The 24424-nt window shown below is 71.1% G+C and carries 22 protein-coding genes, 1 tRNA gene and 1 pseudogene; 11 read left to right on the forward strand and 13 right to left on the reverse strand.

Annotated elements, in window-relative coordinates; all coding sequences use genetic code 11:
* The first annotated feature begins 296 nt into the window (after window positions 1-296).
* On the forward strand, window positions 297-1412 hold the full coding sequence (locus tag QRX60_RS18265) for a hypothetical protein (RefSeq protein ID WP_286001979.1): 1116 nt from the start codon (window positions 297-299) through the stop codon (window positions 1410-1412).
* A 99-nt stretch (window positions 1413-1511) separates the two neighbouring features.
* Window positions 1512-2153 (forward strand): annotated as a pseudogene (locus tag QRX60_RS18275) (NAD(P)-dependent oxidoreductase).
* Here QRX60_RS18275 and QRX60_RS18280 read toward each other — a convergent pair.
* The 5 genes from QRX60_RS18280 to QRX60_RS18300 all read right to left on the reverse strand — a co-directional run bounded on the left by QRX60_RS18280 (window position 2147) and on the right by QRX60_RS18300 (window position 7508).
* Window positions 2147-3013 (reverse strand): TIGR03621 family F420-dependent LLM class oxidoreductase, encoded by an 867-nt coding sequence (locus QRX60_RS18280; RefSeq protein ID WP_286001982.1) that lies wholly within the window; start codon window positions 3011-3013, stop codon window positions 2147-2149. The pseudogene QRX60_RS18275 and the gene QRX60_RS18280 sit on opposite strands and share 7 nt — an antisense overlap.
* A 133-nt stretch (window positions 3014-3146) precedes the next feature.
* Window positions 3147-4127 carry a ribose-phosphate diphosphokinase gene (locus tag QRX60_RS18285; RefSeq protein WP_286001983.1) on the reverse strand — a complete coding sequence of 327 codons (981 nt, stop codon included), beginning with the start codon at window positions 4125-4127 and terminating at the stop codon, window positions 3147-3149.
* On the reverse strand, window positions 4124-5596 hold the full coding sequence (gene glmU, locus QRX60_RS18290) for a bifunctional UDP-N-acetylglucosamine diphosphorylase/glucosamine-1-phosphate N-acetyltransferase GlmU (protein WP_286001984.1): 1473 nt from the start codon (window positions 5594-5596) through the stop codon (window positions 4124-4126). Before glmU ends, QRX60_RS18285 begins: the two co-directional genes overlap by 4 nt.
* A 48-nt stretch (window positions 5597-5644) precedes the next feature.
* Window positions 5645-7399 carry a GGDEF domain-containing protein gene (locus tag QRX60_RS18295; RefSeq protein ID WP_286001985.1) on the reverse strand — a complete coding sequence of 585 codons (1755 nt, stop codon included), beginning with the start codon at window positions 7397-7399 and terminating at the stop codon, window positions 5645-5647.
* A 37-nt stretch (window positions 7400-7436) separates the two neighbouring features.
* Window positions 7437-7508, reverse strand: a tRNA-Gln gene (locus QRX60_RS18300).
* A 207-nt stretch (window positions 7509-7715) separates the two neighbouring features.
* Between QRX60_RS18300 and QRX60_RS18305 the strand changes: the two genes are divergently transcribed.
* Both QRX60_RS18305 and QRX60_RS18310 read left to right on the forward strand, forming a co-directional pair.
* On the forward strand, window positions 7716-8681 hold the full coding sequence (locus tag QRX60_RS18305; RefSeq protein WP_285476605.1) for an acyl-CoA desaturase: 966 nt from the start codon (window positions 7716-7718) through the stop codon (window positions 8679-8681).
* Between the two features lie 92 nt (window positions 8682-8773).
* On the forward strand, window positions 8774-9367 hold the full coding sequence (locus tag QRX60_RS18310; RefSeq protein WP_286003625.1) for a TetR/AcrR family transcriptional regulator: 594 nt from the start codon (window positions 8774-8776) through the stop codon (window positions 9365-9367).
* Between the two features lie 134 nt (window positions 9368-9501).
* Here the strand turns inward: QRX60_RS18310 and QRX60_RS18315 are convergent, their stop codons facing one another.
* Both QRX60_RS18315 and QRX60_RS18320 read right to left on the reverse strand, forming a co-directional pair.
* Complete coding sequence (locus QRX60_RS18315) at window positions 9502-9894, reverse strand: NUDIX hydrolase (RefSeq protein ID WP_286001986.1); 393 nt, start codon at window positions 9892-9894, stop codon at window positions 9502-9504.
* The gene (locus QRX60_RS18320; RefSeq protein WP_286001987.1) at window positions 9891-10310 is read right to left on the reverse strand and encodes an isochorismatase family protein; all 420 of its coding nucleotides are present in this window, start codon (window positions 10308-10310) and stop codon (window positions 9891-9893) included. The genes QRX60_RS18315 and QRX60_RS18320 overlap by 4 nt, the downstream gene beginning before the upstream one ends.
* Window positions 10311-10339: 29 nt before the next feature.
* Here QRX60_RS18320 and QRX60_RS18325 point away from each other — a divergent pair, with 29 nt between their 5' ends.
* Window positions 10340-11065, forward strand: a complete 726-nt coding sequence (locus tag QRX60_RS18325) for an SDR family NAD(P)-dependent oxidoreductase (RefSeq protein WP_286001988.1) — start codon at window positions 10340-10342, stop codon at window positions 11063-11065.
* Window positions 11066-11275: 210 nt separating this feature from the next.
* On the opposite strand, the gene QRX60_RS18330 is transcribed toward QRX60_RS18325, so the two are convergent.
* The 4 genes from QRX60_RS18330 to QRX60_RS18345 are packed head-to-tail and all read right to left on the reverse strand — an operon-like array spanning window position 11276 to window position 15134.
* Window positions 11276-12457, reverse strand: coding sequence for a PQQ-dependent sugar dehydrogenase (locus tag QRX60_RS18330; RefSeq protein ID WP_286003626.1), 1182 nt, complete (start codon window positions 12455-12457; stop codon window positions 11276-11278).
* 16 nt (window positions 12458-12473) lie between these two features.
* Window positions 12474-13319, reverse strand: coding sequence for an alpha/beta fold hydrolase (locus QRX60_RS18335; protein ID WP_286001989.1), 846 nt, complete (start codon window positions 13317-13319; stop codon window positions 12474-12476).
* A gap of 46 nt (window positions 13320-13365) precedes the next feature.
* Window positions 13366-14022 carry a response regulator gene (locus QRX60_RS18340; protein ID WP_286001990.1) on the reverse strand — a complete coding sequence of 219 codons (657 nt, stop codon included), beginning with the start codon at window positions 14020-14022 and terminating at the stop codon, window positions 13366-13368.
* The gene (locus QRX60_RS18345) at window positions 14019-15134 is read right to left on the reverse strand and encodes a sensor histidine kinase (RefSeq protein WP_286001991.1); all 1116 of its coding nucleotides are present in this window, start codon (window positions 15132-15134) and stop codon (window positions 14019-14021) included. The genes QRX60_RS18340 and QRX60_RS18345 overlap by 4 nt, the downstream gene beginning before the upstream one ends.
* A 132-nt stretch (window positions 15135-15266) precedes the next feature.
* Here QRX60_RS18345 and QRX60_RS18350 point away from each other — a divergent pair, with 132 nt between their 5' ends.
* Window positions 15267-15863 carry a class I SAM-dependent methyltransferase gene (locus QRX60_RS18350; protein ID WP_286001992.1) on the forward strand — a complete coding sequence of 199 codons (597 nt, stop codon included), beginning with the start codon at window positions 15267-15269 and terminating at the stop codon, window positions 15861-15863.
* Window positions 15835-16338 carry a DedA family protein gene (locus tag QRX60_RS18355; RefSeq protein ID WP_286001993.1) on the forward strand — a complete coding sequence of 168 codons (504 nt, stop codon included), beginning with the start codon at window positions 15835-15837 and terminating at the stop codon, window positions 16336-16338. The genes QRX60_RS18350 and QRX60_RS18355 overlap by 29 nt, the downstream gene beginning before the upstream one ends.
* On the opposite strand, the gene QRX60_RS18360 is transcribed toward QRX60_RS18355, so the two are convergent.
* Entirely contained in the window at window positions 16314-17087 is a 774-nt protein-coding gene (locus tag QRX60_RS18360; RefSeq protein WP_286001994.1) for a helix-turn-helix transcriptional regulator, read from the reverse strand. The genes QRX60_RS18355 and QRX60_RS18360 overlap by 25 nt on opposite strands.
* Window positions 17088-17162: 75 nt before the next feature.
* On the opposite strand from QRX60_RS18360, the gene QRX60_RS18365 reads away from it, so the two are divergent.
* A complete protein-coding gene (locus QRX60_RS18365) occupies window positions 17163-18080 on the forward strand; it encodes an LLM class flavin-dependent oxidoreductase (protein WP_286001995.1) in 918 nt (305 codons plus the stop codon).
* Between the two features lie 199 nt (window positions 18081-18279).
* On the forward strand, window positions 18280-21834 hold the full coding sequence (gene mfd / locus QRX60_RS18370; RefSeq protein WP_286003627.1) for a transcription-repair coupling factor: 3555 nt from the start codon (window positions 18280-18282) through the stop codon (window positions 21832-21834).
* 60 nt (window positions 21835-21894) lie between these two features.
* Here mfd and QRX60_RS18375 read toward each other — a convergent pair whose 3' ends face one another.
* Window positions 21895-22302, reverse strand: coding sequence for a hypothetical protein (locus QRX60_RS18375; protein ID WP_286001996.1), 408 nt, complete (start codon window positions 22300-22302; stop codon window positions 21895-21897).
* 86 nt (window positions 22303-22388) lie between these two features.
* Here QRX60_RS18375 and QRX60_RS18380 point away from each other — a divergent pair, with 86 nt between their 5' ends.
* Window positions 22389-23444, forward strand: coding sequence for a SurA N-terminal domain-containing protein (locus tag QRX60_RS18380; protein ID WP_286001997.1), 1056 nt, complete (start codon window positions 22389-22391; stop codon window positions 23442-23444).
* Window positions 23441-24373, forward strand: coding sequence for a MazG family protein (locus QRX60_RS18385; RefSeq protein WP_286001998.1), 933 nt, complete (start codon window positions 23441-23443; stop codon window positions 24371-24373). Before QRX60_RS18380 ends, QRX60_RS18385 begins: the two co-directional genes overlap by 4 nt.
* Window positions 24374-24424: the final 51 nt, after the last annotated feature.

The following is a 24424-nucleotide window of genomic DNA, read 5'->3' on the forward strand; positions in this document are numbered from 1 at the left end:
GGGGGATGCGGGCGTTGTTCTGTTCAGGCGGTTGCGTTCGGCGGCGAGTTTCCGGGCGTGCACGACGACGGGGGCTACTCGAGCCGCCGCGTCGATCACGCCGGGCACCCCAGAAGGGCCCCGCCTCGCCGAGACAACCTCAAGAGTGTAAACCAACCTCATCACGGTGGGTTGCGGCGGGGGCCCGGCCCAGGCTAGAACCCTCCTGAACCCCGGTGCGTGACGACACAAATCCGGTGGCGGGACTTCACCGGCCGAGGTGTGCTCGGACGCAGGCGCGAAGCAGGGGGCGGAAGATGCGGGCTCGACGGGCCATGGCGGCGGCGGTGCTGCTGCTGGGCGGATTGCTGGCCGGCTGCCAGGTGGCGGTCCCCGGCACCGCCGGGGTCTCCGCGGCCGACCAGCGGACGGCCGACCTGCGCGCCGAGCAGCGCGCCGCGGTCGACGCGGCCCTCACCGCGCTGGGCAAAGCGCCCGCGCTCTCCCTGAAGTCGACGACCAAGGGCGCCGAGCAGCAGTTCCGGGTCACCCGCGGCGGCACCGCCTTCGGCGGGCTGCCGCTCGAAGGCCGCGTCGTCCAGGCGATCTCCGCCGCCGGCCAGTTCTACCTGCAGGCCGACGCCGACTACTGGAAGGCGCACGCCATCGACGAGGGCACGCAGTTCGGCACGAGCTGGGTGCGCTCGCTCGGCTCCGAGCTGCCCTTCGACCCCGCGGCCCGGTTCGCCCCGCAGGCGCTGGCGGACGGCCTGCGCAAGGCGCTGGCCGGTCTCGACCGGCTGGGCGAGCCGGTCAAGGCGAAGCTCCCGGACGGCACCGAGGTCTACCAGCTCGGCGCCGCGCCGAGCGTCCTGCGGGTCTCCACGGCCAAGCCGAACCGGGTGGTCAGCTTCGCCCCGGCGCTGCTCGACCCGCAGGCGGGGCCGAAGTTCGGCGCGGAGCTGCGCGTCGACCCGATCACCGGCGACGCGCTGAAGGCGTTCCACACCGACCTCGACAACGCCGTCGGCGGCCTGGGGCAGCCGTTCGAGGGCCTGGTGCAGGCCAGCGCCGTCGTCACGAACGACAACCTCGACTGCAAGGACTTCGTCGGCTCCTGCACGACGACCGTCGACGTCTCCACGAGCGTGGTCGGTTCGCCGGCCTCGGGCGGGAAGAGCGTCGTGCACATCACCCTCTCGGTCGAGGTCAGCGCCGACTCGCTCGGCGCGCAGACCTGCACCTCGGCGGCCGACTCCGAGCCGTACGCGACGGTGAAGATGTCCTGCACAGTCAAGTTCAAGCTGCCGAACCGCACGGCCAGCTACCAGGTGCTGTCCAAGCCGAACGCGACGGCGGAGGTGCGCGCGGCCCTCGACGCCAACGCGGTGAAGCAGCAGGTCGCCGCGGAGTTCGCGGGCCTGGGCGGCTGAGCTGGACACCTACCCGGCGGTGCGTTGCTTCCGTTGAAGTAGGGGATCTTCCGTTCTTAGCATCGGCTGCGTACAGCCGGATCGAACGGGAGAAATGACATGGCCAAGCTGGTGGTTTTCGGGGGGACCGGGTACGCCGGGGGCAAGATCGGCGCCGAGGCGGTGCGGCGCGGGCACGAGGTGGTCGGCGTCGCGCGCAACCCCGGTTCGGCGCCCGAAGGCGTCGACTAGCGGCAGGGTTCGCTGCACGACGAGGAGTTCGTCGCGGGACTGGCGAAGGACGCCGACGTGTTCGTGGTCGCCACCCCGGCCCGCGCGATCGACGGCAAGAAGCTGATCGACGCCGTGCCGTCGCTCGCCCGGATCGCGCGCGAGAACGGCGTCCGGCTGTCGTTCGTGGGCGGCGCGGCGAGCCTGCTGGTCGCCGAGGGCGGCCCGCGGCTGTTCGACACCCCGGAGTTCCCGGCCGAGTACAAGGACGAGGCCGGCAGCCACGCCGGGGTGCTCGGCCTGCTGCGCGAGCAGCCCGAGGGCCTCGACTGGTTCTACGTCAGCCCCGCCGCCGAGTTCGGTGCCTGGACCCCGGGCGAGCGCCGGGGCGAGTTCCGGATCGGCGGCGACGTCCTGGTGACCGACGAGAACGGCAAGTCGCACATCGGCGGCGACGACTTCGCGATCGCGTACGTCGACGAGATCGAGCAGCCGAAGCACCGCCGCGCGCGGTTCACCGTCGCCTACTGAAGTTCTTTCAGCACGGGCGCGAAGGTCTCGAAGAAGGGCTCGAAGACCGTGATGTACGAGAAGCCGTAGCGCTCGCGCCGGGTTTCCAGCTGTCCGGCGATCTCCTCGACCGTGCCCAGCAGCAGCTGGGGCGCGTCGAGGAGCTCACGGGCGTCCGGGACGGCGCTGCGCTCGGTCAGCTCGTGCCAGGCTTCGGCCGCTTTCACCCGGTCGTCGGTGACTTCGACGTGCTGCACCAGCATGTTGTATTCGGGGTCGCGGCCGGTCTTCGAACGGAAGTACTGCACCCGCTCATCCATGGCCTCGGCGTTGTCGAGCTTGAAGGTGCCCGGCGGTTTCCCGGGCTGCTGCCGAAGCCCGCCGAACCCGACGACGTCCGCGTGCTCGGCGGCCAGTTTCAGGACGCCGTCGCTGTTGCCCGCGATGAGCAGCCGGGGGTGGTCGATGCCCTCGTCGTCGAAGTGTTTGCGCAGGTAGCCGAGGCTGCCCTCGAGGTAGCCGATCCTCTCGGCGGCGTTGTGCCAAGGGATGCCGGCAGCGTCGAACTCGGCTTTCATGTGCCCGGCGCCGAGGCCGAGGTCGAGGCGGCCGTCGAGCAGCGTGGCCGTCGAGGAGGCTTCGCGCGCGAAGAGCGCGAGGTTGTAGAAGGGCACGTTGGACACGAGTGTGCCCAGCCGCGGTCGCTCGGTGACGGCGGCCGCCATGGCCAGCACCGGGAACGGCGCGAACCGCCCGGTGCCGAGGTGGTCGGGCACGGTGATGACGTCGTAGCCGAGCTCTTCGGCCCGCCGGCACTTGGCGATCCACGCGTCCCGGCTGCCGATTTCGCGGAAGCTGACGCCGAACTTGAAGTTCCCCATGCCGGGACGGTAGCGCCGGAAACCGCCGCCGGGCGCGAAGTTCGCGCCCGGCGGACAGCTCGCCTGGCAAGTCTGCCGCAGCTGGTCGTGAGTGTTTAGGGCGGTTAGAACCGCCCTAAACACTCACGACGGGTCAGGCGTTGCCGTCGAAGAGCGATGTCACCGAGCCGTCTTCGAAGACCTGCTGGATGGCTTCCGCCAGCATCGGCGCGATCGACAGGACCGTCAGGCCCTCGAACCGCTTCTCCTCCGGGATCGGCAGCGAGTTCGTCACGATGACCTCGCGCGCCTTGCACTGCGAGAGGCGCTCGGTCGCCGGGTCGGACAGGATGCCGTGGGTCGTCGCGATGACGACGTCCGCCGCGCCCTCGTCGATCAGGGCCTCGGTGGCCTTCACGATCGTGCCGCCGGTGTCGATCATGTCGTCGATCAGGACGCAGAGCTTGCCCTCGACCTTGCCGACCACGCGGTTGGCGACGGCCTGGTTCGGCTTGTCCGGGTCGCGCGTCTTGTGGATGAACGCGATCGGCCGGTCGCCCAGCGTCTGCGCCCACTTCTCGGCCAGCCGCACGCGGCCCGAGTCCGGCGAGACGACGGTGATGTCGGCGTTGCCGTAGGTTTTCTTGATGTGGTCGGCCAGCACGGTCTGGGCCATCAGGTGGTCGACCGGGCCGTCGAAGAAGCCCTGGATCTGCGCGGTGTGCAGGTCGACCGTCATGATCCGGTCGGCGCCCGCGGTCTTGAACAGGTCCGCGATCAGCCGCGCCGAGATCGGCTCGCGGCCCTTGTGCTTCTTGTCCTGGCGCGCGTACGGGTAGAAGGGCATCACCACGGTGATCCGCTTCGCGCTCGCCCGCTTGAGCGCGTCCACCATGATCAGCTGCTCCATCACGTACTCGTTGATGGGCGTGGTGTGCGCCTGGATGACGAAGGCGTCGGTGCCGCGAACGGACTCCTCGAAGCGCACGAACAGCTCGCCGTTGGCGAACGTGTGCGCCGTCTGCGGGGTGATCGTCACGTTGAGGTGCTGGGCGACCTCTTCGGCGAGTTCCCGGTGCGCCCGTCCGGAGAAGAGCATCAAGTTCTTCTTCGGCGTACCTGACTTCGGACTCATGCTGGCGACTCCCCGTCGGTTCCTGCTGCTGACTCGGCGTCGAGGGCGGCCTGGGCCGCCTCCGCCGCGGGCGTACCCGGCCGGCGCCGGATCGCCCAGCCTTCGATGTTGCGCTGCGGCGGCGCCGACACCGCGAGTGTGCCCGGGGGGACGTCCTCGCGGATCACGGCACCCGCCCCACTGTAAGCGCCATCACCGACCTGCACCGGAGCGACGAACGTGTTGTCCGCTCCCAACCGGACATACGACCCGATAACGGTCCGGTGCTTGTTCACCCCGTCGTAGTTCACGAACACACTGGAGCAGCCGATGTTGCTGTACTCGCCGATCGTGGCGTCACCGACGTAGGTCAGGTGCGGCACCTTCGTGCCGGCGCCGATGTCGGCGGCCTTCGTCTCGACGAACGCGCCGAGCTTGCCCTTCTCGCCCAGCTTCGTGCCCGGCCGCAGGTAGGTGAACGGACCGACATTGACGCGGTCGCCCAGCTCGGAGTCGGAGCCGTGGACCCGCACGACGGACGCGCCGGCGCCGATGGTCATGTTCGTCAGGGTGCTGTCCGGCCCGACCGTGGTGCCTTCGCCGACCGTCGTCGTGCCCTTGAGCTGCACGCCGGGCTCGATGACGACGTCGCGCGACAGCGTCACGCCGGCGTCGATCCACGTCGTGGCCGGGTCGACGACCGTGACGCCCTCGCGCTGCCAGCGCCGGACGATCCGGCGGTTGAGCTCGGCGCCGAGCACCGACAGCTGCACGCGGTCGTTGACGCCCTCGGTCAGCCACGGGTCGTCGACGACGAGCGCGCCGACGTCGAGGCCGTCGCCGTTCGCGATGCCCAGGACGTCGGTGAGGTAGAGCTCGCCCTGCGCGTTGTCGGTCGACAGGCGCGAAAGGCCGTCGCGCAGCACAGCAGCGTCGAACGCGTAGACGCCCGAGTTGATCTCGGTGATCTCCGCCTGCTCCGGGGTGGCGTCCTTGTGCTCGACGATCCCGGTGACCTTGCCGGCCGCGTCGCGCGTGATCCGGCCGTAGCCGGTCGGGTCCGCGACCACGGCGGTGAGCACGGTGACCGCGTTCTTCGCCTCGGTGTGCTCGTCGAGCAGGGCGCGCAGCGTCGCGGTGTCCAGCAGCGGGACGTCGCCGTAGCTGACGATCACCGTGCCGGTGAGGTCCGCCGGCAGCGTGGCGAGCGCGCACGACACGGCGTGGCCGGTGCCGTTCTGCTCGGCCTGCACCGCGGTGCCGACCTCGCGCCCGAGGGCCGCGGCGACTTCGGCGAGCCGGGCGCCGACGGCCTCGCGGCCGTGCCCGGTCACCACGACGAGGTGCTCGGGGTCCAGGCCGGCGGCGGCCCGGACGGCGTGCTCGACGAGGGGCCGCCCGGCGATGGGGTGCAGCACCTTCGGCGTCGAGGAACGCATGCGGGTGCCTTCACCCGCGGCCAGGATCAACGTGCTCAGCGGGCCGGTCAACGACGCTCCCAACGGTTACCAATGAATGGCTTCTGTCGGGCACCGATCCTAACTGGGCTCTTCGGGTTCCCACGCCGGGTCGGTGGGAAGGCCTTCGCCCGCCCACGCCGCGGCCGGGTCGGCGGCCATCGAGTTGGCCGACGCCACCTGGTTGCCGCCGCCGCGTTTCGCCTGGTACATGGCCGCGTCCGCGCGCGCGAGAACCTGCTCGCCGCGCTCCTGCGGCCGCAGCGAAACGAGCCCGATGGACAGCGTGACGCCGTGCGAAAGGTGGTGCGGCAGGCCCGCGACGGACTTCACGGCCCGGCCGAGCGCCATCTTCGCCGCGGACGCGGGCGTGCCCGGGAGCAGCACGATGAACTCGTCGCCGCCGTACCGCGCGACGAGGTCGTCGCCGCGCAGCGCGTCACGGAGGGTGCTCGCGACGACCCGCAGCACGTTGTCGCCTTCGGCGTGCGACTGCTTGTCGTTGACGCCCTTGAAGCCGTCGAGGTCGACCAGCGCGACGGCGAGGGGCTGCGCGTCGGCCGACGACGCGAGCTGGCGCAGCTTCTCGTCCAGCGCGCGCCGGTTCGGCAGGCCGGTGAGCGGGTCCTGCAGGGCCTGCTGGGTGATCGCGCCGTGCTCGGCGGAGAGCCGTTCGTGCTCGCGGCGCGCGTTCAGCGTGGCGATCTGCGACTCGCGCAGGCTCCACATCTCGGATTCGAGGCGGGTCGCGTAGTCGATCAGCGACTGGCTGGCGCCGGACGCGTAGTCCGGGCTGGTGTCGAGCCGGGCCAGCTCGCGGGCGATGTTCAGCCGCATCGACGGCTGCGAGGTGTCTTCGGTCAGCGACTCGCGGGCGTGCCGCAGCACGTCGAGGGCCTCTTCGCGGCGGCCGGCCTGGTCGAGGCAGCGGGCCAGCGCGATGGCGACGATCTCGCGTTCGCCCGGGTAGCCGGTGCCTTCGTGCAGCTGCCGGAGCCGGTCGATCTGGTCGGCGCTCGGGCTGTGCAGCGCCTGCGCCGAAGCGAGGACACCGACCTGGTCGACGGCCGGGACGCCCGCCTTCCGCGGGAACAGCGACTCGGTGAACGGCCCTTCGGCGGCGACGGCCATGGACGCGGCGGTGCGGAACTTCTCGGCGCTCTCGTCGTACTCGTCGATGCGCTCGAGCCGCAGCCCCCAGCCGAGCAGCATCTTGACCCGGTTCATCAGCTGCAGCGTGATCTCGTGCGGGCTCGCGCTCTCGCGGATCGCGCTGGCGGCGCGGCCGATGACCTCCTCGGCGGCTTCGTACACGCCGAGCTGGTTCAGCACGATCCAGCAGTCGTTCAGCGCCGACCACAGCATCCGGTTCCAGGCGCGGATGCCGACCTGCCGGTTCGGGATCGCCGAGTCGTCGAGGATGGCGAGCGCGCGGGCGATCTCGGTGAGCGCCGGATCCTCCTGCGCGGCGATCACCAGGCGGCGGCCGCGCAGCGCGTGCGCGTCGGCCCGCAGCAGCGCGAGGCCGTGCCTGCGGGTGTGCGCGAGCATCTCGTCGAGCCGCGGTTCGGCCTCCGCGGCCAGGCCCCTGGTGATCAGCCGGGCGATCGCCGACGCACGCAGTAGCTGCGCGATCATCGTCGGTTCGCCGCGCCGCTGGGTCTCGTCGAGCAGCTCGTCCATCAGCTCGACGATCTGGAGCTGCTGGGTGTAATCCTGCCGCTGGACCGCGGCGATCAGCTCCCGGGCACGCCCGACGAGCCAGGCGTCGGACATTTCGGCCAGTGCGGGACGCCTGGCCGCCACCGGGTCGGTCGCCTCGTCGGTCAGCGCCAACCTCCCGGTGTCGTGGGTTCGGGTCCTTCTGCTGCTGCTCCGCCGCCAGGATTCGAACCTGAACTGTCAGAACCAAAATCTGAAGTGCTGCCGATTACACTACGGCGGATCGATCCTGGTCAGGATAGCGACGATCGGGTGTTTGTCCGCGCGGGGGATGCATTAGGGGCCCGTCCGCCGGGTACTCCCGTTCCGAAGTACCGGTGTGAGGTTCCGGCACTCCCCAGCAGCCCGAACCTCCTGTACCGTAACTTACGGCATCGTAGGTTAGGTCACCCTTCGTAAAAGGGCACCCGTGCAGGAAGAAGTGAAGCGTATGACGGCCACGCTCGACCGTTCTCAGCCCGCCGGGGAGCCTTCGGCACCCAAGGGGCCCAAACCCGTCATCGAAGGCACGCGAGGCATCGGCGTGCAGCTTTCGGTCTACTTCGGCGTGATCGCGCCGCTGGTCGCCCTGCTGGTGGCTGTGCCGTTCGCCTGGGGCTGGGGACTGAGCTGGGTCGACGTCGGCATCTTCGTGGTGTTCTACGCGATCAGCGGGCTCGGCATCACGGTGTCGTACCACCGCTACTTCACGCACGGCTCGTTCAAGGCCAAGCAGTGGCTGCGCGTGGTCATGGCCATCGCGGGCAGCATCGCCCTGCAGGGCCCGGTCATCACCTGGGTCGCCGACCACCGCCGCCACCACGCGTTCTCCGACCGCGACGGCGACCCCCACTCCCCGTGGGCGTTCGGCACCTCGCCGTGGGCCATCGCCAAGGGCTTCTGGCACGCGCACATGGGCTGGCTGTTCGAGCGCGACCAGACCAACGCCGAGCGCTTCGCGCCCGACCTCGTCAAGGACCCGGCGATCAAGAAGGTCGACGACCTGTTCTGGCTGTGGTCGCTGGTCAGCCTGCTGCTGCCGGCGCTGCTGGGCGGGCTGATCTCGTGGTCGCTGTGGGGCGCGGTCACCGCGTTCTTCTGGGCCGGGCTGGTGCGCATCTGCGTGCTGCACCACGTGACCTGGTCGGTCAACTCGATCTGCCACATGATCGGCGAGCGCCCGTTCGCCGCGCGCGACAAGTCGGCGAACTTCTGGCCGCTGGCGATCTTTTCGTTCGGCGAGTCGTGGCACAACCTGCACCACGCCGACCCGACGTCCGCGCGCCACGGCGTCAAGCGCGGCCAGATCGACATCTCCGCGCGGCTGATCTGGATCTTCGAGAAGTTCGGCTGGGTGCACGACGTCCGCTGGCCGACGCCGCAGCGGCTGGCCCGAATCGCGACGGAAAAGGGCTAGTCAACTAGGCTGCACTGGTGGCGGGGAGACGACGTTCGAAGCGTGAGCAGGTCACCGGGGCGCGTCCGGTCGCCCCGGTGACGCGCGTCCGGATGACCGGCAGCGAGCGGCGTCAGCAGCTGCTCAACGTGGCGCGGGCGTTGTTCGCCGAGAAGGGCTTCGACGGCACGTCGATCGAGGAGATCGCGCACCGCGCCAACGTTTCGAAACCCGTGGTGTACGAGCACTTCGGGGGCAAAGAGGGCATCTACGCGGTGGTCGTGGACCGCGAAACGCAGCTGCTGCTGGACCGCATGGTCTCGACGCTGCACGGCGGCCACCCCCGCGTGATGCTGGAACAGGCGGCGACGGCGTTGCTGTCGTACGTCGAGGACTCCCACGACGGCTTCCGGATCCTGGTCCGCGATTCGCCGGTGGCGAGCTCGACAGGCACGTTCTCGACGGTGCTGAACGACATCGCGAGCCAGGTGGAGCACATCCTGGCCCAGCAGTTCGCGGCCCGCGGCTACGACGAGAAGCTGGCGGCGCTGTACGCGCAGGCTCTGGTGGGCATGGTCGCGCTGACCGGCCAGTGGTGGCTGGACGCGCGCAAGCCGAAGCGCGACGAGGTCGCGGCGCACCTGGTGAACCTGGCTTGGAACGGGCTCTCCCACTTGGAGCACAAGCCGAAACTGCGGCTGGGCTAGTGTCGCGCGTCTGAGACAGGAGCCCGGGGTCGTGAGTGGGAAACGGTGTTCTAACCCTGTTTCTCACTCACGACGAGCCGCGGCAGACCCGCGAACCGGCGCGTTCTCCGGCCAGGTCTGGGCAACGCGCGACACTAGGTGAGCTGCCCGGCCTCGTGCAGGTGGTCGAAGATGATCTTGTCCACCGCCGAAACCTTCTCCCGGTCCGCGTACCCCAGCCACGCGATCTCGTCGATCTCGCTGCTCGCTTCCAGCGTTCCGGTGTACTCCGCCGTGAAGCACGTCATCCGCACGACCACGCCCGGCGCCTTGCCGTCCGCCTGGGCTTCGAACACGCCCGCCGGCTCGATCGTCGGTTCGGTGATCTCCACCGACACCTCTTCGCGGATCTCGCGGACCAGCGTCTCGGTGTCCGTCTCGCCCGCTTCGCGCTTGCCGCCCGGCAAGTAGTAGACCTGCTTGCCGCGCGAGCGCGTGCTCAGGATCCGGCCGTCCACTAGGTGCAGCCAGGCGATCTTGTCGATCACGCCAGCCCCGCCAGGGCCTCGTCCGTCGTCACGACCGTGTCGTAGCCGTGGTCGGAGGCGGCGCGCAGGCTCGACTCGACGCCGAACTCCGTTGCGATGCCGCCGAAGCAGACCGTGCGCACGCCCTTGGCGCGCAGGAACTCGTCGAGGTCGGTGTTCGCGAAGCCGCCGATCGTGTACTTGGTGACGATCTTGTCGTCCTGCGCGTCGAAGACGAGTTCGTTGCCCGGCGGGTTGTCCGGCCGCGACACCTTGACGATCACCACGGGCGCGCCGGCTTCGCGGAACGCCGTCCGCAGCCGCAGCGCGTTCGCGACGACCTCTTCGCCGCTGTACGGCGTGGTCGGCAACGCCACGATGCGCTCCTGCAGGTCGACGAGCACGAGCGCGGACGTGGCCGGGTCGATCTCGGTCATGCCCCGATCCTAGGCATTAGGCTTGAGGCATGGGGAAGAGCAGGGAAATCGTGGTGACGGGCGGCGGCACGGGCATCGGGTACGCCGTCGCGGCGGCCTTCGCCGGGGCGGGTGACCGGGTCACGATCACCGGGCGCCGCGAGCAGGTGCTCGCCGAGGCCGCGGCGCTCCTGGGCGCACGGCCGGTCGTGTTCGACGCCGCCGACCCGGCGGCCGTCGGAGCCGCACTGGGGGAGTTGCCGGACCGCGTCGACGTGCTCGTCAACAACGCCGGGGGCAACACGGACCTCCTCGACGGTGACGGCGAAGGGCTGGCCGGTTTCGCGGCCGCGTTCGAACGCAACCTCCGGTCCAATGTGGTCAGTGCCGCGCTGGTGACGCACGCGCTGCGCGAACGCCTGGCCGACGACGCGCGGATCGTCACGATCGGCTCGATCGCCGCCCGCACCGGCGCCGGCTCGTACGGGGCCGCGAAGGCCGCGGTCGAGGCGTGGAACATCAGCGTGGCGCAGGAGCTCGGGCCGCGCGGGATCACGGCGAACGTCGTCGCGCCGGGACTGATCGGCGAGACGGAGTTCTTCCACGGCAAGCTCTCGGACCGCCGTCGCGACCAGCTGATCGGCAACACGATGAACAAGCGGCCGGGCACGCCGGAAGACGTCGCGGCCGTCGTGACGTTCTTGGCGAGCCCCGCCGCCGGGCACGTCACCGGACAGGTGGTGCACGTCAACGGCGGGGCTCACCTGGGCAAATAACCGGCTCTCGGGGTTGGAATGCCGGTCCCCGAACGCCAGGTCGGCGATGGCGCTCGGGGACCGGCGCGGTGCTGCCGCGGGAACGCTCTCTTCGGACCGCGTCCAACACTCGTCGGGGGCGGGCGAAAACTCTTGGTGCAGACCATGTTCCGCGATCCGCCACCCCGGCGGAAGTGTCCACGGCACCGGACGGCCGTGCTTTTCTCATGATCAGGCCGGCGTGACCTTCAGCAGCTTGTCGTCCGTCCCGTCCGAAGTCGTCACGTACAGTGCGCCGTCCGGGCCGCTGCGCACCGCCCGCAGGCGGCCGAACTTGTCGTCGAACTCCGGGGGAAGCGACACGTCCAGGACCTTGCCCGCCGCGTCCAAGTGGTACAGCAGCAGCTTCTGGCCCTTCAGCGCCACCACGACCAGCGCGCCGTCGTCCGGGCCCCACTGCGCGCCCGTCAGGAACGCGTCGCCGCTGATCGCCTCGGTGATCTTGCCGGATGTCCACAGTGGACTCACGGCGGCCGGGAAGCGCTTCAGGTCGGTCATCGGCACGCTCTCGTCGTAGCTCGGGTCGGTGCCGCCCTTCGACGGGTCCCAGCCGTAGTTCGCGCCCGGCTTCAGCAGGTTGACCTCGTCGTCGAAGGTCGGCCCGTGCTCGGCCGTGATCACCTGGCCGCTGCCCGGCCGGATCGCCACGCCCTGGACGTTGCGGTGGCCGTAGGTGTAGATCAGCCGCTCGTGCGGGTCCGCCGACGTGCTGAACGGGTTGTCCGGCACCGGGTTCCCGGTCTTCGCGTCCAGCCGCAGCACCTTGCCGCCCAGGGAGTGGCGGTCCTGGGCGATCGTCGACCGCGCGGTGTCGCCGGTGCCGACCAGCAGCGCGCCGTCCGGCGCGAACGTCGGCCGGCAGCCGGAGTGCCGGCCGCTCGGGTTCACCGGCAGCCCGGTCAGCAGGTTCTTGACCCGGGTGGCGCTCCCGCCGTCCTCGGCCAGCTTCCACGTGACCAGCCGGATGTCCACGGCCTTGCCGCCCTCCTGGTGGTCCTGGCACGTGATGAACTCGCGGCTGGTGGCGAAGTCGGGGCTGACGACCATGCCGAGCAGCCCGCCCTCGCCCTGCACGAGGACGTCGGAGAAGTCGGCCTGCACGTCGGTGGCTCGCCCGCCGCGGACCAGCGCGAGCTTGCCGGGCCGCTGCGGCACGAGGATGCCGCCGTCGGGCAGGAAACCGATGTCCCAGCCGTGCTCCAGCCCGGCGGTGACCGTCTCGACCTTGAACTTCCCGGTCGACGCCGGCGGCGTGGACACGGGCGGGACGCTCTGGACGGGTGCGCTCGACGCTCCCGAACAGCCCGCGACCAGCAGGGACACCGCACCGATGAGACCCAGCACCCGCCGCATACGGCTCATCCTGCCATCAAGCGGTGAAATCGCCGTTCGTTGCTGCTTCCTTCAGGAAGGCCAGGTCGTCCGAACCGGGGATGTAGTGCCCGGTTCCCGGCACGAGGTCGACGACCGCGCCGGCCGCTTCGAGCCGCCGTTTCGTCGTCGCGGAGTCGACCATGGCGTCCTCCGCCCCGGCGACGGCGTACACCGGCATGGTCAGCTGCCCCAGTGCGGCGTCGTCGAAGACCGGGAACGGGCCGGTGCGGTACCGGTAGTTCGCCGACACGAGCAGCTGCTGCTCGACGATCGGCGACGACACCGGCTCGCCCACCACGTCGGCCACGGACTTCCGCCGTCCCTTCTCCCCGAGCAGGGCCAGGAACACCGCCTTGACGACGAACCCCTTCTTCATCGGGCCGAGGCCGATCGGGCACCGCAGCGCCAGCGCGGCGACGCGCTCGGGCCGCCGGGTCGCGTAATCGAGCGCGAGCCAGCCGCCGAACGACGACGTCAGGAACGCCGCCCGGGAGACGTCGAAGTGGTCCAGCACCGCGTCCAGCCACCGCGCGTACCGGTCGCTGCCGAGCGGCGGCCGCGTCTCGGCGCTCATCCCCGGCTCGCCGATGATGTCGACCGCGTACACCCGGAACCGCTCCACCAGCGACGGGATCCGGTGCGCCCACTCCGCCGAGTTGCTGCCGGAGCCGTGCAGCAGCACCAGCGGCGGCGCCCCGGGCGGACCCGAGACCAGCACGAACGTCTCGCCTTCGGGCGTCGGGACCAGCACCTCGTCGTGCGGGACGGGCCAGCTCTTCACTGCTTCGAGGTAGCGCTCACGCAGGAGGCGGGCGCCCGCTTCGGACTTGTATATCGTCATGCAAAATACTCTATCCTTCCCTATCAAATAGATAAATGAGGAGTCATCAAGAACCTGGGCGCACCAGTCCTGACTCGTAGGCGAAGACCACCGCGTGCACCCGGTCGCGCAGCCGCAGCTTGCCGAGGATCCGTCCGACGTGCGTCTTCACCGTCGTCTCGCCGATGTACAGCTTCGCCCCGATCTCGCTGTTGGACAGCCCGCGCGCGATCAGCCCCAGTACGTCCTTCTCGCGCTCGGTGAGCACGTCGAGCTTCGCGACGTCGACCGGATCGCGGCCGTCGGCGAGGTAGCGGTCGAGCAGCCGCCGCGTGACCGACGGCGAGACCATCGAGTCGCCGCGCAGCACACCGCGGATCGCCACGAGCATCTCTTCCGACGGAGCGTCCTTCACCAGGAACCCGCTGGCGCCGGCGCGCAACGCGGCGTACGCGTACTCGTCGAGGTCGAACGTCGTGATGATGAGGACGCGCACGTCGGGTAGTTCGGCGCAGATCCGCCCGGTCGCCGCGACGCCGTCGAGCACCGGCATCCGGACGTCCATCAGCACCAGGTCCGGTCGCAGCTCCCGGGCCTTCGCGACGGCCTCGCCGCCGTTCGCCGCCTCGGCCACGACGACGAGGTCGTCCTGGCTTTCGACGATCATCCGCAGCCCGACCCGCACCAGCTCCTGGTCGTCGCACAGCAGCACCCTGGTGGTCACGAGCCGACCACCAAGCTCGCGCGCACCCGGTAGCCGCCGTCCGGCACCGGCCCGGCCGTCAGCTCACCGTGGTACATCTCGACGCGCTGGCGCATCCCGGCGAGCCCGCGCCCGGACGAGGGCAACGCGGGCGCCGGAGCCTTACCGCCGGTGTTCGTCACCTCGATCCGGATCTCCTCCGGCTCGAAGGCGACTTCGACGCGGCCGGTCGCGTCGGCCGGGGCGTGCTTGATCATGTTGGTCAGGGCCTCCTGGACGATCCGGTACGCCTGCAGCGCGGCGCTCGCGGGCAGGCCGCCGGGATCACCGGTGACCTCGAGCGCGACCGCGCGCCCGCACTGCTCGACGAGCTCACGCAGCTCGTCGATGGTCGGCTGGGGACTGCGCGCCGCCTGGCCGGCGTGCAGGACTTCGAGCAGCCGCCGCAGCTCGGCGAGCGCGTCCCGGCCCGTGCGGCCGATCGTGTCGAGCGTGCGGTCGACGGCTTCGGGATCGCGATGCCGGGCGAGCTTCGCGCCTTCGGCGTTCAGCACGATCACGCTCATGCTGTGGGCGAGGACGTCGTGGAGCTCGCGCGCGATCCGGGTGCGCTCCTCCGCGACCGCCGCGCGCGACTGGGCCGCGGCGCGTTTGTCCTCCTCCGCGGTGAGCTGTTCCTTGGTGTGGAAGAACTCCCCGAGCGCCCACGCCGCCAGGTGGATCGGCAGGATGGCGACGATCGTGAGGGTCGGGTTCTGCGTGGACGGGCCCCAGCTGAACCCCCACATCGTGTCGAGCGCGAGGATCCCGGCCGCGGTCAGCGCGCCGAACCGGCGATCGCCGCGCTGCACCAGGTTGAAGAGGACGACCGCCATGCTCAGCTCGGCGCGGCCGCGGTCGAACGCCCAGATCTCGTCGGTGAAGGTGGCCAGCGTGCCGGCGAGGATCAGGACCGCCACCGTCCGCGGGAACCGGCGCCGGACCAGCAGGGGCAGCAGGAACAGCAGCGGGATCGCGCGGACGGCCCACGAACCCGCGCCGACCCAGTTGGGCGCGAGGAACAGGAACACGGCGTACAGCGGCAGGTCCACCGTCCACCGGTGCCGGCGTACCCACACGACGAGTCGTTCCACGCCACCGAACGTAATGCCGCGACCCGGCCCGGGTCGTCATCCCTTCGGCCCGATCGTGTCCTCCCCGGGGAGGACCAGGCCGGTCGATCCGGCGGATTCGCGGCCACCCCCGCCGTTCCTAGCGTCGCAAGCATGTCGATCACCAGGGAATTCCTCCGCCACCCGATGCTGACGGGCGCGATCGCGCCGAGCTCGCCGCGGCTGGCCGAAACGATGACGTCGGGGCTCGGCCTGGAACGCGCGGCCCGCGTCGCCGAGCTGGGTCCGGGCACCGGCGTGTTCACCGAAGCGGTTCTCGCACTGCTTCGCCCCGAAGCACGCCTGACCGCTTACGAGATCAACCCGCGTTTCGCGGCCGCTGTCCGCGAGCGCTTTCCGCAGGTCGACGTCGTCACGGGCTCGGCAGAGCACCTCGCTCTCGACAACGTCGACGTCGTCGTCTCCGGACTGCCGTGGACGGCCATGACCGCCGACCGGCAGCGAAGCATCCTCGACGCGGTCACGGCGGCCCTGGCCCCGAACGGCCGGTTCACGACGTTCGCGTACGCCCACGCGGCCTGGACGCCACCCGCGCGTCGCTTCGCGGCTTCGCTGCGAAGCCGTTTCGCGGTCGTGGAGCGCACTCCGGTCGTCTGGGGCAACCTGCCGCCCGCGTTCGTCTACCGCGCGGCGCTGCCGGTGGCGGTGGGGAGGACGAGCCATGGACAGCCTGCTGCGGCCACTGCTTGACGCGCCCCCGCCGGTCGTCTACCTCGTCTGCGCGCTGCTGATCACGGCGGAAACCGCGCTGCTGCCCGGAATCGTGCTCCCGACGTTGTCGGCGCTGCTGCTCATGGGGTTCCTCGCCGAGCGGGGTACGCTCCACCTCGGACTCGCTTTGCCGGTGGCCGTGCTCGCGGCCGTCGCCGGCGATCAGCTGGCGTACCTCGAAGGACGGCACTGGGGACCCCGGTTGCGCCGGACGCGGCTCGCCCGCCGCATCGGCCAGGACCGCTGGGACCAGGCCGAAGCGGCGGTCGCCCGCTACGGCGTCCCGGCGGTGATCGCCGGCCGCTGCCTGGCCGGCGTCCGGACGCTGGTGCCGCGGGTCGCGGGCTCGGCGGCGATGCCGTACCGCCGGTTCGCCGCGGGCAGCGTGTGCGCGGCCGTGCTGTGGGCGAGCGCGGAGCTGCTGGTGGGTCACCTGACGGCGCTGGTGCTCTGAAGGCGTTCCGCGGTTTCCGCGTCCGCGGGCAGGAACGTCTCCAGCTTGAGCTCCGACACCGTGACGTCGGCGGCGGTCGCGAACGTCGTGATGGCCGTGATCAGCCGCAGCTCACCGACCGAAGTGGACAGTCGCACCGGCACGGCGAAGCCGAGGTGGTCCGCGCTCGGCGGCCGCTCCGGCGGCAGGTACCCGGTCAGCTCGGCGAGCTGCGCGGCCAGCCGCTCGTCCGGGGTGCGCGCGAGGTCGTTGCGGAGGCGTTCGAGGATGTGCCGGGCCCAGTCGTCGAGGTTGCGCACGCGCGGTGCCATCCCGCGCGGGTGCAGCGCGAGCCGCAGCGTGTCGACCGGTTCTTCGAGGAGCTCCGCCGCGACACCCTCGATGAGCAGGGAAAACGCGTCGTTCTTCGCGACGAGCAGGCCGTAGCGGTCGACGACGATGGCGGGGTAGGGGCGGTGGCCGTCGAGCAGCCGCCGCAGCCCGTCGAGCACCGGCCGGATCGCCGGGTCGTCGAGCCGCGTCTCGGGGTACGACGGCGCGAAACCGGCGGCGTGCAGGAGGCCGTTGCGCTCGCGCAGGGGCAGTTCGAGCGACTCCGCGACGCGCAGCACCATGGCGCGGCCGGGGAGCGAGCGCCCGCTCTCCATGAAGCTCACGTGCCGCTGCGTCGTCCCGGCCCGCAACGCCAGGTCGAGCTGGCTGAGGTGCCGCCGCGTGCGCCAGTCCTTCAGCGCCGTTCCGAAGTTCACGAGCCCATCATCTCCGGCCGCGCCATTCCCCGTGGGGAATTGAGGGCATTCCCCGCGTCGGCGAGGCTTCCCGGCATGACGAACTACGGCCTGGTCGTGCCGACCTACCAGCCCATCCTCGACGCCGGGCGGACCGCGCCCGAGCTGGTCGACGTCGCCGTCTCCGCCGAAGAGCTCGGTCTCGACTCGGTCTGGGTGGGGGACACCCTCGCGCGGGCCCCGCTGGACGCTTTCGCCGTGCTGGGTGCGTTCGCCGCCCGGACCTCGCGGGTGACGCTGGGGACGTCCGCGCTGCTCCCGGCGTTGCGGGACCCGGTTCTCTCGGCGAACCAGCTGCTTTCCCTCGATCTGCTCAGCGGCGGTCGGCTCACGGTGGCCGTCGGCGCGGGGTTCGCCGGGCGGAGCGAGCCGGAGTTCGCGTTCGTGGGCGTGCCGTGGGAACGCCGGCGGGCGCGGCTGGACGACATCGTGGGCCTGTGGCGGGCGGCGTGGAGCGGCGCTTCGTCGTTCCACGGGTCGGTGCTGCACTACGACTCGCTGCCGTCCTTCCCCGCGCCGTCACGGCCGGGCGGGCCGCCGGTCTGGCTGGCGGCGTACACGCCGGGGGCGCTGGAGCGCGTCGGCCGGCTGTACGACGGCTGGCTGCCCTACCCGCCGGACCCGGCGGACTACGTGTCGGGCCTCGCCCGCATCCGCGAGCTGTCGTCGCGCCCGGTGACGCCGGCGCTGTTCGCGACGGTCCTGGTGGAGGACGACTTCTCCCGGGGACGCGCGCTGCTGGAGGAGTACTGCCTGCGCAACTACGGCATGCCGGCCGACTTCGTGCAGGGCATCCAGATGCAGGTGACGGGAAGCGCCGCCGAAGTGGCTTCGCGCCTACGCGAGTACGAAGGGGCGGAGCACGTGCTGCTGCGGATCGCGAGCACGGACCCGAAGGTGTTCGACGAGCAGCTGCCCCGGCTCGCGGAAGTCGCCGACCTGCTCCGCTCTTGACGGGTTGCCAGCACCCCAATGTGGCGTTGGGTGCGTGGGGCGCACCGAACGCCGCGTTGGGTGCGTGGGGCGCACCGAACGCCGCGTTGGGTGCGTGGGGCGCACCGAACGCCACATTGGGGCGTTCCGGGCCGCGACCAGCCGTGATCGGAAACCTGTCGGGGGTGGCACGTAGGCTGGGACCGTGACCGACGCTCCATTGTCCGGACTCCTCACCGCCATCCTTCCCGACCCGGCCCTGCGCGGCGTGGTCGAGCGCGCCGGGGCGCCGCTGCTCGAGCTCCAGGGCCCGATCGCCGCCCGGCAGCTCGTCGCCGCCGTCCTCGCCGCCGACGAGGGCGCGGCCAAGCCCGTCCTCGCCGTCACCGCCACCGGGCGCGAGGCCGACGAGCTGACCTCGTCGCTCAGCGCGCTGCTCGGCGGCGAAGCAGTGGCCGACTTTCCTTCTTGGGAGACCCTTCCGCACGAGCGGCTCTCCCCGCGCGCCGACACCGTCGGCCGCCGCCTGGAGGTGCTGCACCGGCTGAAGACCGAGGACGACACCCTGCGCGTCGTCGTCGCCACCGTCCGCAGCCTCATCCAGCCGATGGCGCCCGGCCTCGGCTCGCTCAAGCCGATCGACCTGGTCGTCGGCGAGGAAAAGCCGTTCGAGGAGCTGCTCGAACGGCTCGTCGAACTGGCCTACACCCGCGTCGACATGGTCGAGAAGCGCGGCGAGTTCGCCGTCCGCGGCGGCATCCTCGACCTCTTCGGGCCGACCGCGCAGCACCCCGTCCGCGTCGAGTTCTGGGGCGACGAGGTCAGCGAGATCCGCGCGTTCGCCGTCTCCGACCAGCGGTCGCTGCCCGGCGAGATCCCGCGGGTCTCCGCGCCGCCGTGCCGGGAGCTGCTGCTCACGCCGCCGGTCAAGGAGAAGGCCGCGGAGCTGGCGAAGACCTACGAGGCCGACGCCCACTTGGCGGAGATGCTCACCAAGCTCGCCGGCGGCATCCCGGTCGAGGGCATGGAAGCGCTCATCCCGGTGCTCTGCGAAGACGAGCTGGAGCTGCTCACCGACGCGATGCCGGCCGGCACCCACGTCCTGCTCACCGACCCCGAGAAGATCCGCGCCCGGGCCGCCGACCTCGTCCGCACCGGCCAGGAGTTCCTCGAAGCGTCCTGGACGACGGCCGCGGCGGGCGGGCAGGCCCCGATCGACCTCGGCGCGTCCGCCTACCGCGGGCTCGACGAGATCGCGTCCCACGCGCAGGACACCAAGCGCTCCTGGTGGACGCTCACCCAGCTGACCAGCGAAGACCCGGACGTCTACCGCGTCTCGGTCGAGGCCGCGCCGTCCTACCGCGGCGAGCTCGAGCGCGCGATGACGGACCTGCGCGCCCACACGGCGGCGGGCGGCACCGCGGTGCTCGTCGTCGCCGGCCAGGGCACCGCGGCGCGCGCCGTCGAGCAGCTCTCGGCCGCCGACGTCCCGGCGACCCAGGCCGGTGACGGCCTGAAGAGCACCCCGGCGCCCGGCATGGTCACGGTCACCTGCGGCGGCCTCGCCGAGGGCTTCGTCTCGCCGGAGCGCGCCCTGGTCGTGCTCACCGAGGCGGACCTGACCGGCCGCGGTTCCGGCGCCGGAACGTCCACAAAGGACTTCAACACCAAGATGCCGTCCCGGCGGCGCAACGCGGTGGACCCGCTGGCGCTCAAGAACGGCGACTACGTCGTGCACGAGCAGCACGGCATCGGCCGGTTCGTCGAGATGGTGCAGCGCACGGTCGCCGGCGCCACCCGCGAGTACCTGCTGCTGGAGTACGGGTCGTCCAAGCGCGGCCACCCCGGTGACCGGCTGTTCGTGCCGACCGACCAGCTCGACGAGGTCTCCAAGTACGTCGGCGGTGAGCTGCCCACGCTGAACAAGCTCGGCGGCTCCGACTGGAAGAACACCAAGGCCAGGGCCAAGAAGGCGGTCAAGGAGATCGCCGCCGAGCTCGTGCAGCTGTACGCCGCGCGCCAGGCCGCGCCGGGGCACGCGTTCGGCCCGGACACGCCGTGGCAGAGCGAGCTCGAGGACGCCTTCCCGTTCACCGAAACCAACGACCAGCTCGCGGCGATCGACGAGGTCAAGGGGGACATGGAACGCGGCGTCCCGATGGACCGCGTCATCTGCGGCGACGTCGGCTACGGCAAGACGGAGATCGCCGTCCGCGCCGCGTTCAAGGCGGTGCAGGACGGCAAGCAGGTCGCGGTGCTCGTCCCGACGACGCTGCTCGCCCAGCAGCACCTGAACACCTTCACCGAGCGCATGCGCTCGTTCCCGGTGAAGATCCGCGGCCTGTCGCGGTTCTCCGCCAAGAGCGAGACCGACGCGACCCTGGAACAGCTGGCCAGCGGCGAGATCGACATCGTGATCGGCACGCACCGCCTGCTGCAGACCGGCATCCGCTACAAGGACCTCGGTCTCGTGATCGTCGACGAGGAGCAGCGGTTCGGCGTCGAGCACAAGGAGCACATCAAGTCGCTGCGCACGCACGTCGACGTGCTCACGATGTCCGCGACCCCGATCCCGCGGACGCTGGAGATGTCGCTGGCGGGCATCCGCGAGATGTCCACGATCCTGACCCCGCCCGAGGACCGGCACCCGATCCTGACGTACGTCGGCTCGTACGACGACAAGCAGGTCGGCGCCGCGATCCGCCGTGAACTGCTGCGCGACGGCCAGGTGTTCTACGTCCACAACCGCGTCTCCTCGATCGAGAAGGCCGCGCGGCACATCCGGGAGCTGGTGCCGGAGGCGCGCGTCGTCACCGCGCACGGGCAGATGAACGAGGACAAGCTCGAGAAGATCATCCAGGGCTTCTGGGAGAACGAATACGACGTCCTCGTGTGCACGACGATCGTCGAGACCGGCCTGGACATCTCGAACGCCAACACGTTGCTGGTCGAGCGCGGTGACCTGCTGGGACTGGCGCAGCTGCACCAGCTGCGCGGCCGGGTCGGACGCGGGCGCGAGCGCGGGTACGCGTACTTCCTGTACCCGCCGGAGGCGCCGCTGACGGAGACCGCGCACGACCGCCTCGCGACGATCGCCCAGAACACCGAGCTCGGCGCGGGCATGGCGGTCGCGATGAAGGACCTCGAGATCCGCGGCGCGGGCAACATCCTGGGCGCGGAGCAGTCCGGGCACATCGCGGGCGTCGGGTTCGACCTGTACGTGCGGTTGGTCGGCGAAGCGGTCGACGCGTTCCGCAAGCACGCGGGCGCGGAGCCGGCGGAGGACGAAGAGATGGCCGACGTCCGCGTCGACCTCCCGATCGACGCCCACATCCCGCACGACTACGTGCCGGGGGAGCGGCTGCGGCTGGAGGCGTACCGCAAGATCGCGGCGGCGCCGGACACCGAGGGCCTGGAAGCGGTCCGCGAAGAGCTGGTCGACCGCTACGGCCAGCCGCCGGCGGCGGTGAACCGGCTGCTGGCGGTGGCGCGGTTCCGGCACACGTGCCGCGAGGCAGGCGTGACGGAGGTGGCGGTCCAGGGCAACACGATCCGGTTCGCGCCGCTGCCGCTGGCCGATTCGCAGCTGGTCCGGTTGAAGCGGCTGTACCCGAAGGCGATGTTCAAGGCCGTGACGAACACGGTGTCGGTGCCCAAGCCGACCGAGGGGCCGGCCGGCGGCCGGATCGGTGCACCGACGCTGCGGGACGAAGAGCTGCTCGACTGGTGCACGAAACTGCTGACGCAGCTGACGAAGAAGCCGGCGGCGGTTTGAGGGCGCGCGGAAACCCGGCGCACTTCGAGGGAACTCATTGTGGCGCCCGGGTTGTCCCGGTCAGCCGACTTCGCTGAACGTCGGCGGCGACGGCTCCGCCAGCCCCATCTCGACCTGTTCCATCGGCACGGGCACCGCCCCGGCGTCCGTCATGGGCAACGGCCGGGGTTTCCGGGGCATCCGCGACCCCGCACCCCCACCCCGCCCGGGGTACACGAGCAACCCCCGTGCCGGATCCGGTACCGCGTCCAACGCCGCCGTCACGACCGGCAACGCCCGGAACGCGTCGCGCCGTTCCTCCGACCCGAACTCGATTTCCAGGACGACGCCCCAGCGGTGTTCGTGCCACACCCACTGTTCGGCGCCGTTCGTCAGTGCTGCTTCGGTGAGTGCGTCACCGCGGGCGAGCCGCCACAAGGAAGCCGTGGACTCGCCATCGAAGACCTCGATGGTCAGCCAGTGGTCCATGTCGTCGAGGTTACGCCCGGCGACACCGGACGGGTGTTGCGTTTCGGGTGCGATGGTGTGAGAGGGTATGCGCTGTGATGCGGATCATGGGGCGCCCTCGCGCGCTGGTCGCGGTCGTTGCCGGTGCGTTTCTGCTCGCCGGGTGCGGCTCGGGTCCCAGCCAGGTCGGCAGCGCCGCCGTCGTCGGCGACCGCTCGGTCTCCATCGACCAGGTGCAGAACCTCATCGACAAGGCCGTCCGCGAGCAGCCCTACGCGCGCAAGCTCGCCGCCGAGCACAAGCTCGACGTGCTCGGCCGGGCGGCCGTCAGCTCGCTCGTGCTGCACGAGCTGCTCGCCACGGCCGCGGAAAAGCAGGGCATCACGCCCAACTACGGGCAGATCGAGGCCCAGCTGGCCAAGGACCCCCTCAACGGCACGGTGTCCGCCGACGCGACCGACGAGAACCAGGCGGTCAGCGAGCTCGTCACCCGCACCCGCGACCACCGCGAGGCGCTGACCGACACCTACCTCGCCCAGGCGCTGGCCGAGAAGGCCGTCCCCAACCTGTCGGTCACTTTCGACTACACGTCCATCGGCTCGATGCCGGACTCCACCACCGGCGCCACGCCCAAGGGGCCCGAGGCGAAGAAGGCGGCCTTCGACCTCGCCCGGCAGTTCGCCGCCGACCCGGCGGCCGCGACCAAGCGGATCGGCGCCGACGCCCAGTACGAGGCGTCGCTGCGGCAGCAGGCGGCCCAGCAGGGGCAGAACACCGACTCGATCCCGCCGCTCACCGGCGTCGGCGAGGCGGTGCCCGCGTCGCAGGCCGGCGTGCTCGCCGCCAGCCCGCTCTTCGGGTCCCCGGCCGGCACCGTCACGGTCTTCCCCTACCCGAACCGCGAGGGCACCTGGTTCGTCGCGGTGGTCCGCCAGCGGGTGGACGACAAGCCCGTGGCCACGGAGCAGGCGCCGACGCTCGACGACGCCTCCAAGACCGCGATCGGCATGCGGCAGCTGCAGCCGCTGTTCGACCAGCTCGACGTGCGGATCAACAAGCGGTACGGCGTGTGGGACGTGGTGGGCATGAGCGTCCTCCCGAACCAGGACGCCGCCCAGGGCCTCGTGCTGCCCCAGGGTGGTTCCGGTCGTACGCAGCAGTGAGCACGGGTGTCGTCGTAGTCGTCCGCGGGGCGACGCTGCCCGCCGCGGCGCTGAAGCTCCTGCGTGACGCCACCGCGGTGTACGCGGCCACGGACGTCGACGCGAGCGTGTTCGGGGTCCCGGCCGTGACCGAGGCGCCTTCGCTGAAGGACGTCGTGCTGCTCGCCGGGGCCCGGGACGAGCCCGCGGCGTCGCTGCTCATCGCGACCGGCGCGGAGGTCATCGAGACGCCGGTGCCGCCGCTGGTCGAGGCCGCCGAGGTGATGGACCGGCTCCGCTCGCCGGGCGGCTGCCCGTGGGACGCGGCCCAGACGCACGAATCGCTGCGGCAATACCTGGTCGAAGAGACCTACGAGCTGCTCGACGCCATCGAGTCGGGCGACCGCGAGGCGCTGCGCGAGGAGCTCGGCGACGTCCTGCTCCAGGTGCTCTTCCACGCGCGGGTCGCGGCCGAGGACGCCGCCGACCCGTTCGGCATCGACGACGTCGCCGCCGCGCTGGTCGCGAAACTGGTCGGCCGGCACCCGCACGTGTTCGCCGGCGGCGACTCGGTGCACACAGTCGAGCACCAGAACGTCAAGTGGGAAGAGCTGAAGCAGCAGGAGAAGCAGCGGAAGTCCATTGTGGACGGCGTGGCGCTCGGCCAGCCCGCGGTGGCGCTGGCCGGCAAGCTCGGGCAGCGTTCCGGGCGGGCGGGCATCCCGCTCGACCTCTTCCCGGCCGGCCCCGGTGCCGCCGCCCAGCTGTTCCGCATCGCCGCCACGGCGCGGCGCGCGGGCGTCGACGCCGAGGGCGAGCTCCGGGCGCTGGCGAAGCAGTTCGCGAACGACGTCCGGGCCGCCGAGCAGGCCGCGCGCGACGCCGGGCTGGAGCCGACGACCCTGGAGGCCGACGGCTGGCGGAAGTTCTGGCCCTCGCGTCCGGTGTGACGCAGCACACAATCGGGTGAGAACCGTTTCCGATCATCCGGCGTCTTGCCT

This window comes from Amycolatopsis mongoliensis (genome assembly GCF_030285665.1).
GTDB lineage: Bacteria > Actinomycetota > Actinomycetes > Mycobacteriales > Pseudonocardiaceae > Amycolatopsis > Amycolatopsis mongoliensis.